This window comes from Tahibacter amnicola, from assembly GCF_025398735.1.
GTDB classification, from domain to species: domain Bacteria; phylum Pseudomonadota; class Gammaproteobacteria; order Xanthomonadales; family Rhodanobacteraceae; genus Tahibacter; species Tahibacter amnicola.
The window spans coordinates 3,939,730-3,959,209 of record NZ_CP104694.1 but is presented as its reverse complement, the minus strand read 5'-3'; the positions used below and the strand labels follow the sequence as shown (position 1 = coordinate 3,959,209).

At 63.8% G+C, this 19,480-nt stretch carries 16 protein-coding genes; 2 read left to right on the top strand and 14 right to left on the bottom strand.

The window, feature by feature from the left end; all coding sequences use genetic code 11:
• Window positions 1-132: 132 nt before the first annotated feature.
• Complete coding sequence (locus N4264_RS15750) at window positions 133-1,251, top strand: alkene reductase (protein ID WP_261697639.1); 1,119 nt, start codon at window positions 133-135, stop codon at window positions 1,249-1,251.
• Here N4264_RS15750 and N4264_RS15745 read toward each other — a convergent pair.
• Together N4264_RS15745 and N4264_RS15740 are read right to left on the bottom strand one after the other, a co-directional pair.
• A complete protein-coding gene (locus tag N4264_RS15745) occupies window positions 1,241-3,775 on the bottom strand; it encodes a serine/threonine-protein kinase (protein WP_261693190.1) in 2,535 nt (844 codons plus the stop codon). The two genes, N4264_RS15750 and N4264_RS15745, sit on opposite strands and share 11 nt — an antisense overlap.
• Before the next feature lie 45 nt (window positions 3,776-3,820).
• Window positions 3,821-4,402 (bottom strand): ECF-type sigma factor, encoded by a 582-nt coding sequence (locus N4264_RS15740; RefSeq protein WP_261693189.1) that lies wholly within the window; start codon window positions 4,400-4,402, stop codon window positions 3,821-3,823.
• Between the two features lie 570 nt (window positions 4,403-4,972).
• Between N4264_RS15740 and N4264_RS15735 the strand changes: the two genes are divergently transcribed.
• Complete coding sequence (locus tag N4264_RS15735) at window positions 4,973-6,721, top strand: trypsin-like serine peptidase (RefSeq protein WP_261693188.1); 1,749 nt, start codon at window positions 4,973-4,975, stop codon at window positions 6,719-6,721.
• Window positions 6,722-6,853: 132 nt separating this feature from the next.
• Here N4264_RS15735 and N4264_RS15730 read toward each other — a convergent pair whose 3' ends face one another.
• From N4264_RS15730 to N4264_RS15675, 12 genes are all read right to left on the bottom strand, one after another.
• Window positions 6,854-7,381, bottom strand: a complete 528-nt coding sequence (locus N4264_RS15730; RefSeq protein ID WP_261693187.1) for a hypothetical protein — start codon at window positions 7,379-7,381, stop codon at window positions 6,854-6,856.
• Window positions 7,382-7,395: 14 nt separating this feature from the next.
• Complete coding sequence (locus N4264_RS15725; RefSeq protein ID WP_261693186.1) at window positions 7,396-8,280, bottom strand: diacylglycerol/polyprenol kinase family protein; 885 nt, start codon at window positions 8,278-8,280, stop codon at window positions 7,396-7,398.
• Between the two features lie 101 nt (window positions 8,281-8,381).
• Window positions 8,382-9,362 carry a ferritin-like domain-containing protein gene (locus N4264_RS15720; protein WP_261693185.1) on the bottom strand — a complete coding sequence of 327 codons (981 nt, stop codon included), beginning with the start codon at window positions 9,360-9,362 and terminating at the stop codon, window positions 8,382-8,384.
• A 38-nt stretch (window positions 9,363-9,400) separates the two neighbouring features.
• Entirely contained in the window at window positions 9,401-9,712 is a 312-nt protein-coding gene (locus N4264_RS15715; RefSeq protein WP_261693184.1) for a pentapeptide repeat-containing protein, read from the bottom strand.
• Window positions 9,713-9,808: 96 nt separating this feature from the next.
• Entirely contained in the window at window positions 9,809-11,038 is a 1,230-nt protein-coding gene (locus tag N4264_RS15710; protein ID WP_261693183.1) for an ATP-grasp domain-containing protein, read from the bottom strand.
• A gap of 11 nt (window positions 11,039-11,049) precedes the next feature.
• Window positions 11,050-11,934: a hypothetical protein gene (locus tag N4264_RS15705; protein ID WP_261693182.1), complete on the bottom strand. Its 885-nt coding sequence runs from the start codon at window positions 11,932-11,934 to the stop codon at window positions 11,050-11,052.
• Between the two features lie 148 nt (window positions 11,935-12,082).
• The gene (locus N4264_RS15700; RefSeq protein WP_261693181.1) at window positions 12,083-13,051 is read right to left on the bottom strand and encodes a beta-ketoacyl-[acyl-carrier-protein] synthase family protein; all 969 of its coding nucleotides are present in this window, start codon (window positions 13,049-13,051) and stop codon (window positions 12,083-12,085) included.
• Window positions 13,044-14,432, bottom strand: coding sequence for an ABC transporter permease (locus N4264_RS15695; RefSeq protein WP_261693180.1), 1,389 nt, complete (start codon window positions 14,430-14,432; stop codon window positions 13,044-13,046). The genes N4264_RS15700 and N4264_RS15695 overlap by 8 nt, the downstream gene beginning before the upstream one ends.
• A 4-nt stretch (window positions 14,433-14,436) precedes the next feature.
• Window positions 14,437-15,165, bottom strand: a complete 729-nt coding sequence (locus tag N4264_RS15690; protein ID WP_261693179.1) for an ABC transporter ATP-binding protein — start codon at window positions 15,163-15,165, stop codon at window positions 14,437-14,439.
• Between the two features lie 10 nt (window positions 15,166-15,175).
• Window positions 15,176-17,029, bottom strand: coding sequence for an acyl-CoA dehydrogenase family protein (locus tag N4264_RS15685; protein ID WP_261693178.1), 1,854 nt, complete (start codon window positions 17,027-17,029; stop codon window positions 15,176-15,178).
• Window positions 17,026-18,615: an AMP-binding protein gene (locus N4264_RS15680; protein ID WP_261693177.1), complete on the bottom strand. Its 1,590-nt coding sequence runs from the start codon at window positions 18,613-18,615 to the stop codon at window positions 17,026-17,028. The genes N4264_RS15685 and N4264_RS15680 overlap by 4 nt, the downstream gene beginning before the upstream one ends.
• A 32-nt stretch (window positions 18,616-18,647) precedes the next feature.
• Window positions 18,648-19,430: a sterol desaturase family protein gene (locus N4264_RS15675; RefSeq protein WP_261693176.1), complete on the bottom strand. Its 783-nt coding sequence runs from the start codon at window positions 19,428-19,430 to the stop codon at window positions 18,648-18,650.
• Window positions 19,431-19,480 lie beyond the last annotated feature (50 nt).

Here is a 19,480-nt window from a genome sequence, read left to right as displayed (position 1 = left end):
CGTGGGTCGAACCGGTGTTGAAGGCCGCATGCGGCACCGCCGCTTACTTACCACGATACCTTGATATTGCCGGCTTTTCCGCTGCGTCGACCACCCTATCTGGATAACCCCGTGCGCGCAGAATCGAACTCTTTGTTGTTCACGCCCTATCGGTTGGGAAGCATGATGATGCCCAACCGCATCGTCATGGCGCCGATGAGCCGGGCGCGGGCGGGCGCCGGCGATTGCGCCACGGCGCTGATGGCCGAGTATTACCGGCAGCGCGCTTCTGCCGGTCTGGTGATTGGCGAAAGTTCGCAGATTAGCCGGCAGGGACAAGGCTATGCGTGGTCGCCAGGACTCCACACCACGGCGCAGATCGCCGGATGGCGACGGGTTGTGGATGCGGTGCATGGCGCCGGTGGACGCATCTTCGCGCAGCTGTGTCACGCGGGGCGCATCTCGCACGTGTCATTCCAAAGCGACGGCGCCGCGCCGGTTGCGCCATCGGCGCTGCGGGCCACGTTCGCAAAGGTCTATATCGATCCGCGCGGTCGCGGTGCGCCCAGCCGCGACGGCGAACTGGTTTGCGCTTCCATGCCGCGCGCCCTGGAGGTCGATGAGATCCGGACCATCGTGGACGACTTCGCACGCGCGGCCTGCAATGCAGTCGACGCGGGATTTGATGGTGTCGAGCTTCACGGGGCGCACGGGTACCTGATCCAGCAGTTTCTGGATCCGGCGACGAACCTTCGTCAGGATGGCTATGGTGGCTCGCTCGACGGACGTCTGCGGTTTGTCTGCGAGGTGGCTGAGGCCGTCGTGGATGCCGTCGGGCCGCACCGGGTCGGGCTGCGCTTCGCACCCTGGCGCGCGGCTGACGACGTGTCGGACACGCGCCCCGAATCGGATGGCCTGGCACTTGCCGCACGGATGGACGCGCTCGGACTGGCCTACTTGAACGTCTGCGAGGACGATCAGGGACTACGCCCTCCCTTGTCCGAAGCGTTTCGCCGCAATGTGCGCAAGTTCTACAGCGGCACATTGATGTACGTGGGCGGCTACTCGGCCCAGCGCGCCGAAAATGCGCTGCGCGCGGGCTGGGCCGACCTGATCAGTTTCGGCCGACCCTTCATCGCCAATCCCGATCTGCCTTATCGGTTGCGCCATGGCCTTCCCCTGGCCCAGGGTGACCGTTCCACGTATTTTGGTGGTGCAGAGGAGGGATATACGGACTATCCCGAAGCGATGGTCGAAGAGGCTATCGCGTAGCGCTGCCGTACGGTGTCTCGGTATTGACCTTCAACCCCAGTTCCGTCGCGAGCGTTTCGAGCGATCGGAGCGAGTTACGCGCCGTGCGGCGTTCGGCGACGGCGCGTGCAGCGGTGAAGCGTTCCTGCACGCGTCCGGCATTGGCTGGCGTGCGCTCCGACGCGTAGTCACACAGCGCGCCAAGCAACAGTGCAATGGCGTACTCATCGTGTGCTGTGAGATTCGGGTGCGTTTGGGCGAGCGCCATTAGCGGGCCTAGCGTCGTCTTCGCCCTCACGAGGTCGCCGCGCAAAGCCAGGTGTAATGCCAGCTGGTCGCGGTAGGCCTGACGGATAGTGCTCTGCTCGTCCATGGCCACGTCTGCAATTTCCACAGCCTTGGTGAGGCTGGCCTCCGCTAGGTCGGGCTGAGCTTGGCGGATATGCGCAAGCCCGAGCTTGAAATACGCCTGGGCAACACCGGGATGCTTGTCGCCCAGCGCGTTGCGGCGGATCGCCAGCATGTCGGTAAGCATGGTCTGCGCGCCCGCGTAGTCTTTTTGCGCCATGGCGACGTCTGCCATGGCGTTGAGCGCGACGCCGTAGCGGACGGAATTGCGTCCGTAGGCGGCTTCGGTCAATTTGCCGGCCTCGTTCGCTGCGCTGTGGGCTTCGTCAATCTTGTCAATGTTGGTGCCTGCTACGGCCAGTCCATTGAGCGCGGAAAGCAGCAAATTCGTCGGCGGTGGCTTCATGGCGCGCAGGTCGGGCACCAGCGACGAGTACTCGGCATAGGCCTCGCGCATGTGCCCCAGCATCAGGTGGTCGTTCGCGAGCAGGTCGCGCCAGCGAACGGGCAGCGATTCAGGCGCGATCATCGCGCGATACCGGTGAATAGCCTGCGCAGAATCGTCGTAGCGTCCACGACCGAACAGTACCAACGCCTCAAGATAAGCCCACTGCTCGCCGGGCATTGCCTTGGAGCCTTGCTCCACCAGTCGTGCCGCCTGGTCGAATTTCCCCGCCGTGTTGAGCGCCTGGGCGTGGCCGCGCATGGCGGCGTCGCGTTCCCTGGGGCTAAGGCGTTCATAGTCGATGCGGGAATAGACCTCGAGTGCTGGCGCAATCAACGTCAGCCGAAGCTGGACGCCGGCGATGGCGGCGAGTAGGCGCGCTCGCGTCGATTCGTCAATCGTCGGGTCGTCCAGCGTTCCCTGCGCGAGGCGGTTGAACACGTCCCGGGCGTTATTCTCGACGCCACTGGTGTCTACGGGCGAAGCAACGTCCAGCGTCTGCAGGATCAGGTCGGTCATCCGGTCGGCACGCGTCTCCTGCTGACGCGCTTCCTGGCGCTGAACCCAGACGGCACCGCCGGCGGCGCTGGCGATGCTGACCATCAACGCAGACGCGGCGACGGCGCGCGAGTGCCGTTGAAGAAAGCGACGCAGGCGGTAAAGCGTGGTGCCGGCACGTGCAGCAACCGGATAGCCAGAGAGATAGCGCGTGATGTCCTCCGACAGGGCGTCGACCGAGATGTAGCGTTGCTCCGGCGATTTGCGCAGGCAGCGCAACACGACAGCGTCCAGGTCGGCATCGATAGGGCCGGGCGCACTGCCGTCCTGATTCCTTCGCTGACTGGGGGGCGGGGGATCGCGCTCCAGGATGAGGCGCTCCGCTTCTCCGGGCGTTGTGCCCTCCAGGTCGAACAGCGGCAGGCCGGTCAATAGCTCATACAGCAGCGTACCCAGGCCATATACGTCGCAGGCGACGGTGATCGGGCCACCGCGCAACTGCTCCGGCGCGGCGTTGCAAAAGGAAAACACGCGTTGCCGGGTCGCCGTGGCGAATGCCTCGTGCGCGCCCACTGCGAGATCCAGTGGTTTTGCGATTCCGAAATCCAGCAGCTTCGGATGGCCATCGGCGTCGACCAGGATATTGCTAGCCTTGATGTCGCGATGGACCACGAGGTTGCGGTGGGCGTAGGCAATGGCCGCACAGACCCGAAGGAACAGACGCAATCGCGTGGCAATGTCCAAAGCCTGGTTGCGCACGTATTGGGCGATCGATACGCCGTCGACGTACTCCATGACGAAATAGGGCGTGCCGTCGACGGTCTCGCCCAGGTCCAGCAGGGTGGCGATGTCCGGATGCGTCAGCGTGGCGAGCACCCGCCGTTCCAGCCGGAAGCGGTCGTCCTGTACGTTGGCACGAAGATCCAGCTTGATGGCGACGTGTTGCTGTGTGTCGCTGTCGACGCGTCGCGCCAGATACACGCGTCCCATTCCGCCGCGCCCCAGCTCACGCTCAATGACGAATCCGTCGATCTGCCGACCTATCCATCGATCCGATCCGGTTTCGGCAAACGTCATCGCGCGTCGCGTCGTTTCTTCGGACACCCGATCGCTGGCGGCCAACAATCGGAGCACCTCGGCGCGAACAGCCGGCGTAACGCACGCCTCGCCCAGCTGGGTACCGCGGTCGTCGGATGAAAGCGTGGCCAGCGCATCAAAGAGCATGCGAACCCGCTGGTATTCGTCTGCGTTCATTTCGCCGGAATTTTCCACTCTGCGAACAGACTAGCCGTGCCCTGTTCAGCGATGAATGCGGTCAGCCAGCCAGGCCCGCGCGAAACGCCAATGCCGTACGACGGTCGCGCGCGAGATGCCGATCGCGCTCGCGATCTCGTCGGTGGTCAGGCCCGAGAAGAATTTCAGTTCCACGACCTGCGCACAGGCCGGATCCAGCGCTTCGAGCTCAGTCAGCACTTTGTCGATGCCCAGCCAGTCGATGCTCAGGTCAATCTCGCCGAGAATGTCGAGTTCTTCGGAGTCCGACAGCGACACCGGGGCGATGCCACCGCCGCGCTTCTCGCTGTCGCGCGCTCTGACGTAGTCGACGACGAAGTAGCGGATCGCCTGGGCTGCGACAGCCAGGAAATGACTGCGGTCAGCCCAGTCCGGCGTTTCGTGCTGCACGAGACGCGCGTATGCCTCATTGGCGACTTCGGTGGCGCTGAGCGTGATCGATCCGGGGTTTCGCCGCAGCCTGGCGCGCGCGATGTCCCGCAGCATCGGATACATGACATCCATCAGTTGCGACTCGGCGGCGCGGTCGCCGGACTTCCAGGCTTGCAGCAATCCGGTGATATCGAGAGAGGGTGTGCCGTGGATCATTCAGGGACCTGAGACTGGCGTAGCCGGTGAAGTATACGACCATGTCTCAATCCGGCCGGCGCATGACGGTGGCTGTTTCAGGTACAGATCCCGTAAGTGCTTGATTTTTTAGCACCAGCGGTCGAGTGGTCTCAGGTGACAAACCCTTCGCCGACGGCTATCTGACATTCCCTTGGCGCCCCTTGCTCTAGCAGGAGCCCCGCTCGAGAGCGGGGCTCCTGCGCCGGGGCGTATCAACCCGACCGGTTTAGCCCGGTCGGGCTCGGGTATTCCTCCTCTCAGCAGACGAGCCGGATCGATGCATCTTTGCGAGGGGTGCGCGGACACGACGAGTCTGGTGCAGTAACGGCCACTGCCCTGAGGCGATTGAAGGTGTCATTGGTGAAGCCTTCCGTGCTGTCTGGGCCCGGTTCGTCAGTCCAGTTTCGCGAACAGATGCGGACCGCTTCACCGGCCGGATGGGCCCGGTTGAACGACGATCGACGTCGAGGTTGCCTGCCTTGGTCAGGTGTATAGTGATTCCCGCGTGCGGAACCGGTGCATCCGAACCCGCGCCAGGGGAGTGACACCATGAACAGGTTGTCAGCCGGCGTGGCGCTGACCACGCTTCTGGTTTGCGGAGCGAGCGCCGCCGGTATGCGGCAGGTAGTGAGCGAGCCTGTGCGTTCCGATGCCTCTGCGGTCCGACAGGAGCAGTGGCGAGCGCAGACCCCACTCAAATCCGTTTCGCCAACGTTGCGACTGCCTCCCTTGGCGGCCGAACGCATCAGCAGCATGCAGCGACGAAACAGCGAGTCCCGCCGGCACCGTCTGCAGGTTGGGCTCAGTCGCAGCATTGCCAGTGAAGCAACAGAGGACTTGCCGCGACCAGCACGACACGCCGTTGACGGCGGTGTGGTGCTGGATCTGGACGTCGTCTCGCCCGAAGCGGAAGCCTTGCGGGTGGGCATCCATGTCGCCGCATGGCCCGATGGCGTTGAGCTACGTGTGGCAGGCAGTCGATTCAATGCGGACATTTTCGCGACTCCGGCCAGCCAGGCACGGGCGCAGGCGAGCCCCGAGGGTTTGTTCTGGACAGCCGTGACGGACGGCGACAGGCAGCACCTGGAGTTGTTTATCCCTGATGGTGTTGATCCCGACACGGTGGTGCTTCGTATCGAGTCCGTCTCGCATCTGGTGGTGCCGCCTCAGCAGGGACAAGGATGGCACAAGGCCCTGGGCGACTCGGATGACTGCAACATCGACGTCGTCTGTCGCATCAATACGCTCGGAGACGTTTTCGCTGCCGTCAAAGACGCAGTTGCCCACATGGTGTTCCAGTCGAACGGAGGCAGCTTTGTCTGCACCGGAACGCTCCTGAACGATGCGGATTCCGCTACGCAGATCCCCTATTTTTTCACCGCGCATCATTGCATAGGCAACCAGACCGAAGCGTCGTCGCTGACGACGTTCTGGCGCTATGAAACACCAGACTGTGGCACGCTTCAGAGCGGAGCCCGTATCCAGGTGACGGGCGGTGCGCAGCTGCTGTACTCCCAGAGCAACACTGACGGTGCGCTATTGCGGCTCAATAGCCAGCCGCCGGCAGGTGCGGTTCTGGCCGGCTGGGACGCCGCCCCCCTGTCGCCGTCAACGCCGGTGACGACGATTCATCATCCGCGCGGTGACAACAAGAAGGTCAGTCGTGGGAATCACAGCGGTACTACGGCCAACGTCAATATCGATGGCCAGCTTCTGGACAGCAGCAACCGGGCGTCCTGGAGCGAGGGAACCACCCAGGGTGGCAGCAGCGGCGCCGGGCTGTTTACCGGCACTAACTATCAGTTGCGTGGCGGCCTGGCCGGAGGCAGTTCTTCCTGCGCCAACAGCGGTGATCCGGAGGCCGAGGGAAATGTGGATTTCTACTCGCGTCTCGACCAGATATTTCCGTCGGTTCAACAGTACCTGATGCCAGTCTCTGTTCCGGGCCCGACACGTGACTATACCGGCCAATGGGATCTTCGGACGGAAAGCGGCCGCGGTCTGAGCATGTTCGCGTTCAATCAGGTGCTGTTCGTGCTGTGGTTTGTCTATGACAACCAGGGCAGGGCGACCTGGTACAGCCTCGACGTCGTATGGAGTGCCCCCGACCGGGCCAGCGGCCGCGTCTTGAGCTGGACAGGTTCTCCCTGGGGACCGACCTATAATCCGGACGCTCGCGTGATGACCCAGGTCGGGACGTTTTCGCTCACCTTCACATCGGCGACGCAGGCGACCTTCACCTACAACGTTCTCGGTGTGAACCGGACGATCGAGATCGCGAAGTTCGTCATCAACTAGGGATCTGCGACGCCGCGGGGTACCGGGTTGTCGCGGCGTGTGGGCGCAAAATGCCGGTTCGCTGTGGGCCGGCTGTCGTCAGTCTGCTTGCTTCCGGCGATCGGGACGACACCCGCGTCGATCCGATCGTCGCTAGAGTGCGTGGCGAACACGATGAGACAGCCATCGCTGGGCCAGTGCCAAGGCAATGATGGGGACTGCCGCGGCCAGCGTGCGATTGCCCCGGAACAGAAAGGCGACCCCACAAGCCGCGACCGTGGCTGCCAGCAGCCAGAGCGAGGCGCGACGAATCGCAGATGGCCCGGCGTCCGCCACGGCGACAAATCCGCCGGGTGTCGCAATGGTCGTCACCACGCCGACGCCGAGCATGCAAAGCAAAATGGCAGACTCATGCAGGGTGTCGAGCATCTGCAGGAACCACCACTGCTGGAAGCAGACGGCAGCACCGCCGAGAAGCAGATAGAGGTTTGCGCCCAGAATGAGCCGGTTCGCGGGAGAGGTTCGGCGCACCAGCACCGCCAGCTGCGCCGCGGCGGCCAGCGCGCCCAGTTGAAACGCCACGAGCCAGCGGTCCGGGCTTGGTTCACCCATCCAATAGGCATATGTCGCAAAGAGCGACAAAGGAAAAAATTGGACGAGTGAGAAGGCCCAGTGGTTCATCGGCGAAGTCGGCGCTAGGCATTCGAGCGCGCGGCGCGGAGGCGCGGCAGGCCATTATGCACGGCCAGCGCCAGGGTGAGTGCTCCTGCGCTGCCAAAAAGAACCGCTGAGGTAATCGCCGTCGAGTATCCGCCCAGGACCAGGAGTGACACGACGGGAATGGTCAGGTTGTCGGTGCCGCGTGAAGATATGGCTTCCACCGCCGTCAATGCTGTGACGTAGGCCAGCAGCGTCCCACTGCCCGGGGTTTGGCCAGCGCCGAAGAGAAGGGCGATCAGGAACGCGCTGGCAAAAAAGGCAGCGCTGCCTTCCAGGGATTTTCCGCCGCCAAAACTGCGAAAGCGCCAGCGTCCGTAATGCACGCCGACGAGCGCCGCGACGGTGTCGCTGAATACCAGTATCGTCGTGCCGCAGAGCCAGGCGGGCGACGGCGTACCGGCAAACACCGCCGTCGCGGCCACGCAGATCGGAAACAGCACGTCCCCCGATGACCGGCTGCCGTCGCGACGGTCCACGGACAATTGCCGCAGGAGTCGCAGACGCGTGGAGCGGCGCGTGTAGACCATCCATCCCAGAAGAACGCCGCACAGCGCCACCACGGGCCACGGCGATTGCGTTGCCACGAACACGCCGATGACCGAAAGGCCGCCGAGCAGGTGTACGCTCTTGCGCCGAAGCTCGACCGACACGCCGTATAAGGTACCGCCCAGCGCCGACAGCACATAGGCGAAGTACAACAGGGCACTGGCACTGACTACCAGCGCCGTTCCCCGCCACGCTGGAAAACGGACAGGGATCCACAATGACAGCGCAAGGGCCATGACGCTGATGGCCAGGCCGATGGCGTGCGTACGCACGTGGCGCCGGAAACTGAGCCAGAGAACCCGCGAAAATGCCATACGGTGGCTTCCGAATAGAAGTGGATGATGCGACGGGCCCGCCGGACCAGGTGGGCGGGAATCGGTCTGCCGGGCTCTGCCGGATGCGCGTGGTGACGTCTCTAGGCTTCGACGCGTAGAGGAAGCTCGGCATAGTCGAGCATGTCCATCTTCTCAAGCTGGGTGACGACCTTGCCGTTGAGCAGGCCCATGTCTTTCAACGAAGGCACCAGCCGACGGAACAGGTTTCGGCGAAGTGCATTGGCCATTTTCGAGTTGCGCACCAGCTCACCGCATTCCTTGCGGTTCTGGCCAAGCTGCTCCCAGATGTCATCCGCGCACAGGTGTTCATACAGCACGTGAATACCTTCGCAGGTGAATTCCTCGCGCTCGCGCATTTCCGCGGCACTGAGTTCGCCGTTGTAGAGACGGCGCAAGGTGACACGGCCAACCGCGAAATGACGTGCTTCATCCCGTTGAATGCGCGTTACCACCTCCTTGATGAAGCTGTCGCGGCTGTACGCCACGATGTTCTGGAAAATGGAAAGCGCGATACCCTCCACGAGCACCTGCATGCCCAGGTTGGTGATATCCAGCTGGCGGCTGGTAATCGTGTCTTCGAGCAGCCGCTTGAGCGAGGACGACATCGGATAAGTCACCCGTAGCTTGTCGTTCACCAGGCGCGAGTAGACCTCGATGTGACGTGCCTCGTCGAAGGCCTGGGCGCAGGCGCACAGGCGCGCGCTCAAGTGCTCCTCGCCCTGGGCCAGTTTGATGGCGCACAACATGGCGCCCTGTTCGCCATGCAGAATTTGCGACAATGTCCAGGCGTGGAAGTGATGGCGGACCTCCGCCCGGGCCGGTTCATCCATTTTCTGCCACAACGGACTGCCGAAAATCAGCAGGGTGCCGTCGGGCATGTCCAGCGGATTGTCCGGGTTGAGCTCATAGCTCCAGTCGTAGTCGTCGGCGTTCCATTGCTGCGCCTTCGCTTTCTGGTACAGCCGGTCCAACTGGTCGTCGCCGGTGGCATAGGTGCTTTGCATGACTGCGTCGACATTGAGCGGCCAGCGAAGAACGGGTTCTGAAAGGATGGCGGACATCAAGGGCCTCGTGACAGGAGTGGCGAACCGGTGACGGCTCAGGCGTTGGCGCTGTAGTAGTTCTTCAGCAGCACATCGACCGGAATGCCATCGATCGTCATGCCCGAATAGCGGCCGTGGCGAATCGCGCAATTGACGAAGCTGACGCGCTCCATGCTGACGTTCTCGAAGCTCACGTTGCTCATCGTGGCACCATCGAAACGCACCAGTTCGAAGTTGGCACGTTCCATCGAGGCGTACTTGAAGGTGGCGTTGGCCAGCAAGGTGTCCTCGAACGTCGAGCCGGTCAGATTCGTGTCGTAGGCGGAGACGGCGTAGGTGCTGTTGCGAAGCGGAATGGCGGTCGACATGGTGTTTCTCCTTGGTAATCGAAAGATCAGTGACGATCTGAACAAAGCACACTGCGTGCGCTTGCGGTGGCGGGTGTGCGGGCCGCCGAGACCCTTCTAAAGCGGCATCAGCCGAACGGCGGAATCAAAGCGCCGATGGATGTCGCCGATGCGGTCCTGGAACTGGGCTTCGTTGGCGGCCTCCACGATCAGAAGCCCGAGAAAGTCGGTGCAGTGGGAGCTGGGGGCGCGAAACTGCCCTTCCGTCACCTCGATTTCGACATAGCGAACCCAGGAATCCGCAAACGTGTCGTCGTTGATGCTCAGGGCGATCTTGCCCATGCCGGTGTTGCGTACGCCGATCAGGCCGATCCGGGTGTCCAGCTCATGCTGCTCTGCCAGCGCCTGCGCAGCGAGTCCTTCTTCCGCCAGAAGCGCTGCCAGCGAGAGATTGACGCCGTACTGCGCTTCGATCATGTGCACGATGCCGCCGCCACCCGGACGGACACCGACCTCACAGAACACGATCTCACCGCTTGCGGTGCAGAACGCTTCCAGGTGCGTAACCCCATTCTTCAAGCCCAGAGCGCTGATCGCCTGGCGCGAGAATTCGCACAGACGGGCATACAGATCACCCTGGGTTTCCATGAGCGACACGAATGGCGTGCCGGCGGTGAAGTCGATATTGGCCATGCCCGGCAGGTAGGGGGCGGCTGCCGTGAACAGCACTTCACCGTTCGAAACCACGGAATTGGTGTGGTAGAGCGTGCCGTCAATGAACTCTTCTGCCTGGAATTCCTCGGGTTTCACGATGCGCGGACGAAGTTTGTCCAGCTCCGCTTCGCTGCAGATGAAACTGACATCCTTGGAACCCATCCCGTCGCGCGGCTTCACGACGATCTTGCCGTAGCGCTGGAGCAGTCCGCGCGTGGCGTCGACATCCGTAAACGGACAAAAGTCGGGAATGCGCAATCCCTGCGCGGCCAGGTATTCCTTCATGACCACTTTGTCCCGGAAGCGCCGGGATTCCTCAGGACTCAGCCCGGGTACGCCCAGCGCCACGCGCAAGGTGGCGACGATATCGACGGACTTCTCATCCAGTGTCGAGATCGAGGAAATCCCCGCTTCGGCCTGGTAGCGACGGGCGACCTCCAGCATCTTGTCGATGGCCATGTATTGAATGCCGACAACCGTGCAGTTGGGCGTGGCCGGAAATTGCTCGGTCATCGTCGCGTCGACGAACAACAGCACCTTGCCGGGATGACGTGCGAGCAGTGGTTGGCGGTGGATGTCGTAGAACGCCCGCGAATTGGCGTAGCGCCCTGCAATGATCAGCGAATAGCTCATGGATGATTTCCTCAGGAAGCAGTGGCGGCCGGCACGCTCAGCCGTTCGCGATAATCACCGGTGGCATGACGACCGTCGCACTCGACCAGCGTGAGGGCGATGGCGCCACTCAGGGACGCGGACCAGATCGCGCAGCGCAGGGACCGATTCTGTTCAGCCGACAGCGCCAGCGTGCGCATAAGGTTGTCGATAAACGCGCTGGACGAGGCGTGCGCGTCGCTGCGGTCAGCCAGGAGGCATTTGTCGGCAAAGCCCGCGATGGCAGCGATGCGCTCAGGGATGCCGCATCCGTAGTTTTCGCCTACCAGCAGATCCGTGGTGTCGACAGTCCAGCCGGCCTGTGCCAGTGCCGTGCCAATGGCGCCTGTCACGTTGACGATGATTTCGTCCGCGACGGAATCGATCGGGCGATCCCAGAACGGACGGCCCTGGGGTACCAGATGCGTGGTGATGCCGTGCACGACGGCCAGCGCCGCGCGTGTTTCGTCGTGGGCGTCCACGAACAGGGCGCCGGCCCCATCGCCGAAGGTCACCAGATCGCCATAGCGGCGCTCGAAGGGGTCCATCCACTTGTCCGCAGCCGTCACCACGGTCGCACCGAGTCCGCCCAGGAGGTTCGTGCGCGCCAACACCAGGGCCGTGGGCACGCCGCCGGTTCCTAGCTGGCCGACAGTGATGGCCCGGGTCACGCTGGGGAAATGTGCAAACCCGATGCGCAGACAGGTCGAGCCGAGCACCTGCTGGTCGAGCGTGCACTGGCAGTGCACCAGGTTGGTGACGCGCTCTTGTGTCGACGGGGTGAGGCACTCGGCAAGACGCTTGCAACACGCGTCCGCCAGTTCGGCGCTGCGCAGGGATTCGGCGGCGATAGGGGGGCTGACCGGGCGATCGATCACATAACCCTGTGCCGCACGGGACGCTGTGGAAGGCGGTACCGAGAGCGCGCCGGCCGGTGTATCGAGATGCCGGTAGACGCGCGCCGGCGATACGGGGGGACTTCCCGCAGCGGCGGCTTCTCGAGGGTGACGGCGTAGATCGCGAGTTTCATGCGGCGTGCTCCAGGGCCACGACGCCATAGGCGCCCACATTGGACTGGCTTAGGCACAGAATCGATTCACCCCGATCCAGGCGGGCAAAGCCGGCATCCACCAGATTGATCGCCAGGTCCGAACAGCAGGAATGGCCGCGATCTCGCATGTTGTCGAGGAAAACCAGATCCGGCGGGAGCTTCATCTTGTCCGCGAGTGATTTCCAATAGGGTGCGTCCGCATTGGTGGGAAAGATGCCTCCCAGTGCACCCAGCGGATGACCCAGGCGCTGTTCCGCCTCGATGAGCACTTGACGGGTCTGCGCCCAGGCCAGGGTGCCGATCAGCTGGCCCATGGCCGGCGAACTCGGTCCTTCGGCCAGGCGCGGATAGTTGCGGACCAGAACGTCGCGGAATCGGGCACGGACGTTGTCACGGCCGAGCAGGATGACGGCGGCGCCATCGCTCTGGATCCCTGCATCCTGGCGTACGCGGTGGTTCGGCCCGCCGAATACGCGGTCGGCGGTCACGACGAGTGCGTATTCCGCCGATTCATCGTGCTCGAGCAGGCGGCGTGCGACGTCAATGGCATTGACGACGGCGGCGCAGGCAAGGTGGCCCACTGAGAGCGCCAGCTTTGGTGCCCATCCGAAGCGCGCGCTGAGTTCGCTCAGTATGGAACGCGGCGGCGCGGGCATGCTGAATTGCTGGGTGTGGGCATGCACCAGGTACGTGATCTTCGCCGGGTCGATCGATCGGCGTTGCAGGAGCGGCCGTACTGCCTGGGCAATCAGGTCGACATCGCCTTCGGTGTGTGTCTGGTGGAAATGGCGGCATCCGTTTTCGAGCAGGCGGTCGATCAGGCTGCCAGGCAGGCCGACCTTGGCGCCCCACTGCACGATGTCGAGTGGTTCGCCGGGCAGGTAATAGTCGGCATCGATGATGCCGGGCGCGATGGAATCGACGCTCAGGGAACGATCAGGCATAGCGCAGAGCTTCCACAATGGAGCGGCGTGAGCCGCGACGGGCCGGCACCCACGCCGAAAGCATGGCGACGACAAGGAGGGTCGACGAGGCACCGACGATCAGGCGCCAGTCCCCGGCGAGACTGACCAGGAGCGGCACCCGGGCGACGCGATTGGGCGGCACCCAGGTCAGGCCGGAATGATTGACCGCCCATGCACACAACAACGCGAGTGCGATACCGACAGCGACACCGAAAAGACCGAGCAGGGAGCCTTCGATGAGGAACAGTCGACGCACGCCGCGCGGGCGAACGCCCAGCGCGCGAATCGTGCCGATTTCCGCGGTCCGCTCGAGCACGGCGGCGCTCATCGTGTTGGCTACGGTAAACAGCACGATCACCCCCATGAGAATGGCGATGAATCCAAAAATCGTCTGGAACATGCGTTGCACCTGGTGGTACTCGGCGAAAAACTGCTGGAAGTCGACGGCGACCAGGGGCCAGCCCTTCTCGGCAATGACCGTGTTGAGCCGGTCTTTGACGATGGCCATGTTCCGCGTGCTGTCCAGCTGTGCAATGAGTAGCGTCGATTGTTCTGCAGCATCGCTCCCGAAGACGAGCTTGCGCGCCAGATCCAGGTGGACCGCCACGTAGGTGGAATCGAGCGCGCTCAGCCCCTGGTTCTCGGCCCGCATCACCTGGGCACTCACCACGTTTGGCGCGCCGTTGGGCTGCGAGGTCAGCAGGTCGATCTTGGCCTCGCCAGCGCCCGGCGTGCGGGCCTCGGTCTGCGCAAGGGCACTGATATCGTCGGGGATTGGCGCGGCATCCGCCGGCAGTGCGCTCGCCGGCTCTGCGGGGCACTCATCTATGCCGAGCGCATCGCACAAACCGAGCATGCGGCCCAGGCCGACACCAACGAGTGCGGCGTTGTCCGGCGAATCGGGCAGGGTAAAACGTCCGCCTACCGCATGGGTGAGACCGTAGGCATCCCACGTGCGCAAGGCCTGCTGGCCGCTGACTTCGACACCCTCGCCACTCATCATGTGCGAGCTGCCGGCGTCGTAGCGCCCTGCCAGGCCGTTGAACAGCAGCAGGGGCGTCACCACACGCAGATGGCTTGCGACCAGCGGGTCGGAGTTCATGACAGCAATGACTTCGTTGGTGTTCTCAATGCTGTACTGCGCCGGGTTGCCGAAGCCGTAGCGGGCAAAGCCCTGGCGCTGCACGTGGATATGGCCCGTGCTGCCGACGATGCCGGTTTCCAGCGTGGCCATGATGGCATTGGTGAATCCGCCGAACAGGAGCAGGGCCAGCACGCCGATCACGATCGCGAGGGTGGTCGTCAGCGACCGGCGCCAGTTGCGTAGCAGGTTCCGCAGGGCGATCTGCACATCGATCATGGGTTCAGCCCTCTGCCACGATGCGGCCGTCGCGCATACGAATGACGCGGTCGGCGTGGCCCACCACGAGCGGGTCGTGTGAGGAAATCACGACCGCAGTGCGTGTGTCACGCTGCATCTGGCGTAGCAGCGATATGACGGCGCTGCCATTGCCGCTGTCGAGATTGGCCGTGGGTTCATCCGCCAGCACGATATCGGGCTTCTTGACGAGAGCCCGGGCGATGGCGACGCGCTGCCGCTGGCCGCCGGAGAGTTGTCCTGGCCGGTGGCCGGCGTAGTCCGCCAGTCCGACCGCATCCAGCATTTCCCGCGCACGGCGCCGGCGCTCCGTCCGGGTGACCCCCAGAACGACCAGCGGATATTCGACATTCTCCAATGCCGTCAGCACCTGGAGCAGGTTGAAGTGCTGGAACACGAATCCGATGCGGCGTGCGCGCAGGTCGCTGAGCGCGTTCTCGGTGAGCCTGTTCGTGTCCAAGCCCCCGATGCGCACCGTGCCCTGGCTCGGTCGATCCAGACAGCCGAGCACGTTGAGCAAGGTCGACTTGCCGCTGCCCGAGGGGCCGCTCAGCACAGTCAGGCGATCGGCCTCGATGCACACGTCGATCTCTGCGAGGGCAGGGACGGCGACATCGCCCATTGCATAGGACTTGCTGACACCGGCGGCGTGCATCAGCACGGTCGCCGGCGCGGCGGAAGTGGCGGCCAGGGTCGGTTTCGGTACGGCGCTCACGGCGTCTCCATCAGTCGATCAGAGCGAATTCGGCGGATTGCAGCGCGATGTCGTCCGCCACGGTTTTCTCGACCAGGTGCCGTGCGTGTTCCACCTCCGGCAAGACCAGGTCAAAGAAGTAGTGCATGGCCTTTGTCTTTCCCCGGTAGAACGCGTGTTCCTGGGCATCCGTCGTGCGAGCCGCCGCGTGTTCGGCGACGCTGGCCGCTTCCAGCAGGCACCAGGCGGCGAGCGTTGTGCCGAACATCTCGGCAATTCGCGTGAAGTGGAAACTCGCCGGGTCCAGGCGGCGCTCCTGCAGTGCGCGGTGCACACCGTTCATCGCCGCGCGGCATTCGCCGAAGGCGTTCCACAGTTCGTCCGCGCGGGGCGCCACGGATGGTGCCAGTGGCCGTTCGGCAAAGCTGTCGCGCATCATGCCCTCGAGCCTGTCCATCAGCGAGGCGTTGCGTCCGAACGCCAGTGCGTCGCGCACCAGCAGCAACGCCTGCACGTAAGTGGTTCCCTCCCAGATGGACATGATGCGGGCGTCGCGGGCGTACTGCTCGACGGGCACACTGTCGGTGTAGCCGATACCGCCGTGCAGCTGGATCGCGGCCTCGCAGACGCGCCAGCCCTGCTCGGAGCAATAGGTCTTGACGATGGGTACGAGCAGTTCAACCAGTTTGCGTCCCGCGGCGATCTCGTCCGCATCGGGCTGATCGCGGTGTTCCGCGCGGGTGAGGCGCGCACTGAGCAGGCTGACCTTGCCGATCAGTCCGCGGCAGGCTTCGACGCGCGCTTTCATGTCGATGAGCATGCGCTGGACGTCCGCATGCTCGATGATCGGAACGCGTGCCGCATCGGCAGACGAAACCTGACTGAGCCGACGTCCCTGGACCCGGCCGCGCGCGTACCGAACACTGTTGAGATACGCGGTTGACGCCAGACCAACTGCGAAAATGCCGGAATTGACCCGGGCCTGGCGCGCCAATGACACGAATTGCAGCAGCCCGGCATTGCGCCGATCGCCCAGGAGGAATGCCCGGGTCTGCCCCTTGCGTCCAAAGGTGAGGTGCGTGTTGGGACAGCCACGCAGGCCCATCTTGCGTGGAACGCCAATGCACTCGACGTGGTTGTCGGACCGCTCGCCCGTGTCGGTATCGATCCAGTAGCGCGGCACGAGGAAGCAACTGAGGAACATCGAGTTCGCGGGCGCGTCCTTCAGGCGTGCCAGGACGACGTACACCGTGTTGTCGGTGAGATCGTGGCGCCCGGCAGTGATGTAGCGCTTGTCGCCGGTCAGGGACCACAGGGAAGGGCCGACTTCCTCGGCCTCGGTGCGAATGGCCAGCAGGTCCGAACCCGCCTCGTTCTCCGTCGCGCAGTAGCACGCGTCCCAGTGGAACGATTCCAACGGTTCCAGCAGCAACGCCTTTTGTTGCGGTGTACCGTGCAATCGGATCAGGCGGGCGGCGGGTGCGGTGAATCCGCCGAAGCACATGAAGGCCGGATTGGCCCCCATCAGCAGTTCCATGATCGCCTGCTTCACGGGCGCTGGCATGACGGCATCGCCGTTGGCTTCGGCACGACCGGTTGCCGCTGCGCCCAGCTCAGCCCAGGCACTCCAACGTGACCATAGCCGTTCGAAGTCGGTGGGCAGTGCGACAGTGCCGTCGTCGCGCAGATGGCATTCTTCAATGTCGGAGGCGCGATAGGCTTCGCCCATTTCCAGAGCAAAACCGCGGGCCTTCTCAAGCACGTCGTCGTAGTAGGCGCGGTCACGGCCACCGTAGGGCGGGACGCTGAGCAGTTCGGATTCCGTTGGCAGGAACTCCCAGAGCAGGAATCGCAATTCCCTGAGACTGGTGGCGAGGTGATTCATGTGGTCACCTCGGTGCCCGCCTTCGCAGCGAGCTCCGCACCAAGCCGTTCCTCGCAGATCAACTTCAGGCGCGGCCGGTCGACCTTGCCATTCGGGTTCAGGGCAAACTCGGGGAAACGCAGGAGATGCCTGGGAACCAGATAGTTGGGCAAACGGGCGCGGCAATGGGCTTCGACGGCGCTGTCGGCCAGGGTGTCATCCGCGGCGACGATGCAAGCCACGATGCGTTGACCGAGTCGGGGGTCCGGCAAGCCGATGACGGCGACGCGGGCAACGCCGGGGCAGGCACCGATGACCGTCTCGATCTCCGTCGGACTGACCCGGTGTCCTGATGTCTTGATCATCTCGTCGGTGCGACCGATGAAGTACAGATATCCCTCGGCATCCCGCCGCACCGTGTCGCCGGACCACACGGCCATTTCCTGACGCTCGATGCCGGGAATGGCATGCGGCCAGGGTTTGAACCGCTCTGCTGTGCGTTTGGGGTCGTTGAGATACCCCAGGGTCACAAATGCGCCGCGATGGACGAGTTCGCCGGGTTCGTCCGCTGCGCACTCGGTACCGTCGGCGCGCACCACGGCGATCTGCGCATTGGGCACGGCTTTGCCGATGGACCCCGGACGCGTGTCCACCTGCGCCGGGTCCAGGTAGGTGGAGCGAAACGATTCGGTCAGCCCGTACATGAGAAACGGGCGCGCCGCGGGGAAGCACTGTCGCAGCCGGGAGAGCAATTCCGGCGCCATGTGGCCGCCCGTATTGGCGATGCGCCGGACGCCAAGGGCCTCGTCGCCCCAGGTTGCTTCGCTGATCAAATGCCACAACGGTGGCACGGCGGTGATGGTCGTGACCCCCAGTTTCTGGCAGACGCGCGGAAGCTGGTTGGCGGCCATGAATTCATACGGCACATAGCACGCCCCGGCGGCAATCGCGGTGGTGAGTTGACTCAGGCCCGCATCGAAGCTCAAGGGCAACACTCCCAGCACGACGTCATGGGGTGCCAGGCCCAGGTAGTCCGCGATGCTGAAGGCGCCCGAGAGCAGATTGCGTTGCGTAAGCACGACGCCCTTGGGCAAGCCGGTCGAACCCGACGTATACAGAATTGCGGCGGGATCGCCGTCGCAGGCTGATAGCACGGGTGCATCGACCGCCGCGGGTTCAGCGACCAGATCCTCCAGCGCGACACCCTGGCAGGCCACAGGCCGCGACTCGTCCAGGCTGCTCAGTCGATAGCGCGTCGCGACGACGATCCCGGCATTGCTGTCGCGCAGGATGTGCTCGACCTGGGCGGGCTTGAGCTGGGGATTGATGGGCACGAAGGCCGCATTGCAGGCGTTGACGGCGATCAGGGTTTCGACCAGGGCGATGCTCTTGTGAGCGATCACGGCGACGCGGCTGCCGGGGCCGACGCCACGCGCTCGCAAGGCGGAAGCGATCTGGTTCACGTTGGCCAGCAGCTCGGAATAGCGGAGCGTGCTTTGCTCGTCGGCGAGCGCCGCGCGGCTGGCGAACAGCGGCGCGACAAACCGCAGCAGCGCGTACAGCGAGGCCAGGTTGTTGATGCGATAGGTGCTGGATGTGTCGGTCACGGTCGGGCTCGTCATGTCCAATCGGAGAGCGTTCAGCGGCCAGCGTCGCCGGATTCGGTGGCGGCTGCTGCCGGAACAGTAGCGGTGGCCGGTGACGGATCGCGATGCACGTCGCGGCCCAGCAGCATGGCACCCAGACGCATTTCCTTCTCCTCGTCGAAACCGCAGGCGGGAATCTCTTCGCCCTTCTTCGGGTTGACGTGGGTTCCGAACAGCATGTCCCAGATGGGCAGCGAGTAGTTCGAGGCGTGCACGTTGTGTTCGTGGTGTACCCGGTGCATTTCCGGGCGCTGAATGAAGTAGCCAATCCAGTACGGCGTGCGCAGGTTGGAGTGGGTGAAGTAGTCGTAGAAGCCCTCGATCAGGGCGAACCAGGCCACGGACGTCCAGTGCAGGCCAAGCAGGCACCAGCAGACGAAGGCGCTGAGAATGAGGTTGCCAAGGCCGTCGAGCGGATGGCCGTAGTAGGCCGTCAGCACTTCAATGCGGCGGGGGCTGTGGTGCATCTGGTGCAGCGTGCGCCACAGAAAGTTGTTGGTGTGCTTGAGGCGGTGCCACCAGTACAGGAAGAACTGGAAGGTCAGAAACGCAACGAAACCGCCGAGGACAGGATGAATCGACTGGAGCTGGTCGATGAAAGGATGGGCCTTGAAGAACGGAATCCAGGTTTTCTGTCCGATCATCAGCAGGGGAATGCCAATCAGGTTGAGGGCGAGGGCGCGTACGACCCAGTGCCTGGACGCGGGCTGTTTGTGCGCGGGATAGAGGCGCTCAAGCAGCAGGAGCACTGCGGCAATCAGAAGAAGAATTCGCATGAGTGACATCCCTTGGAGAGGAGGAGAGGTCGGAGGAATTGGCCGTAAGA

Coding starts and splice junctions, on each gene's coding strand:
- N4264_RS15745 (WP_261693190.1), bottom strand. CDS start 3,775: ATGAACGCAGACGAATACCAGCGGGTTCGCATGCTCTTTGATGCGCTG.
- N4264_RS15740 (WP_261693189.1), bottom strand. CDS start 4,402: ATGATCCACGGCACACCCTCTCTCGATATCACCGGATTGCTGCAAGCC.
- N4264_RS15735 (WP_261693188.1), top strand. CDS start 4,973: ATGAACAGGTTGTCAGCCGGCGTGGCGCTGACCACGCTTCTGGTTTGC.
- N4264_RS15730 (WP_261693187.1), bottom strand. CDS start 7,381: ATGAACCACTGGGCCTTCTCACTCGTCCAATTTTTTCCTTTGTCGCTC.
- N4264_RS15725 (WP_261693186.1), bottom strand. CDS start 8,280: ATGGCATTTTCGCGGGTTCTCTGGCTCAGTTTCCGGCGCCACGTGCGT.
- N4264_RS15720 (WP_261693185.1), bottom strand. CDS start 9,362: ATGTCCGCCATCCTTTCAGAACCCGTTCTTCGCTGGCCGCTCAATGTC.
- N4264_RS15715 (WP_261693184.1), bottom strand. CDS start 9,712: ATGTCGACCGCCATTCCGCTTCGCAACAGCACCTACGCCGTCTCCGCC.
- N4264_RS15710 (WP_261693183.1), bottom strand. CDS start 11,038: ATGAGCTATTCGCTGATCATTGCAGGGCGCTACGCCAATTCGCGGGCG.
- N4264_RS15700 (WP_261693181.1), bottom strand. CDS start 13,051: ATGCCTGATCGTTCCCTGAGCGTCGATTCCATCGCGCCCGGCATCATC.
- N4264_RS15695 (WP_261693180.1), bottom strand. CDS start 14,432: ATGATCGATGTGCAGATCGCCCTGCGGAACCTGCTACGCAACTGGCGC.
- N4264_RS15685 (WP_261693178.1), bottom strand. CDS start 17,029: ATGAATCACCTCGCCACCAGTCTCAGGGAATTGCGATTCCTGCTCTGG.
- N4264_RS15675 (WP_261693176.1), bottom strand. CDS start 19,430: ATGCGAATTCTTCTTCTGATTGCCGCAGTGCTCCTGCTGCTTGAGCGC.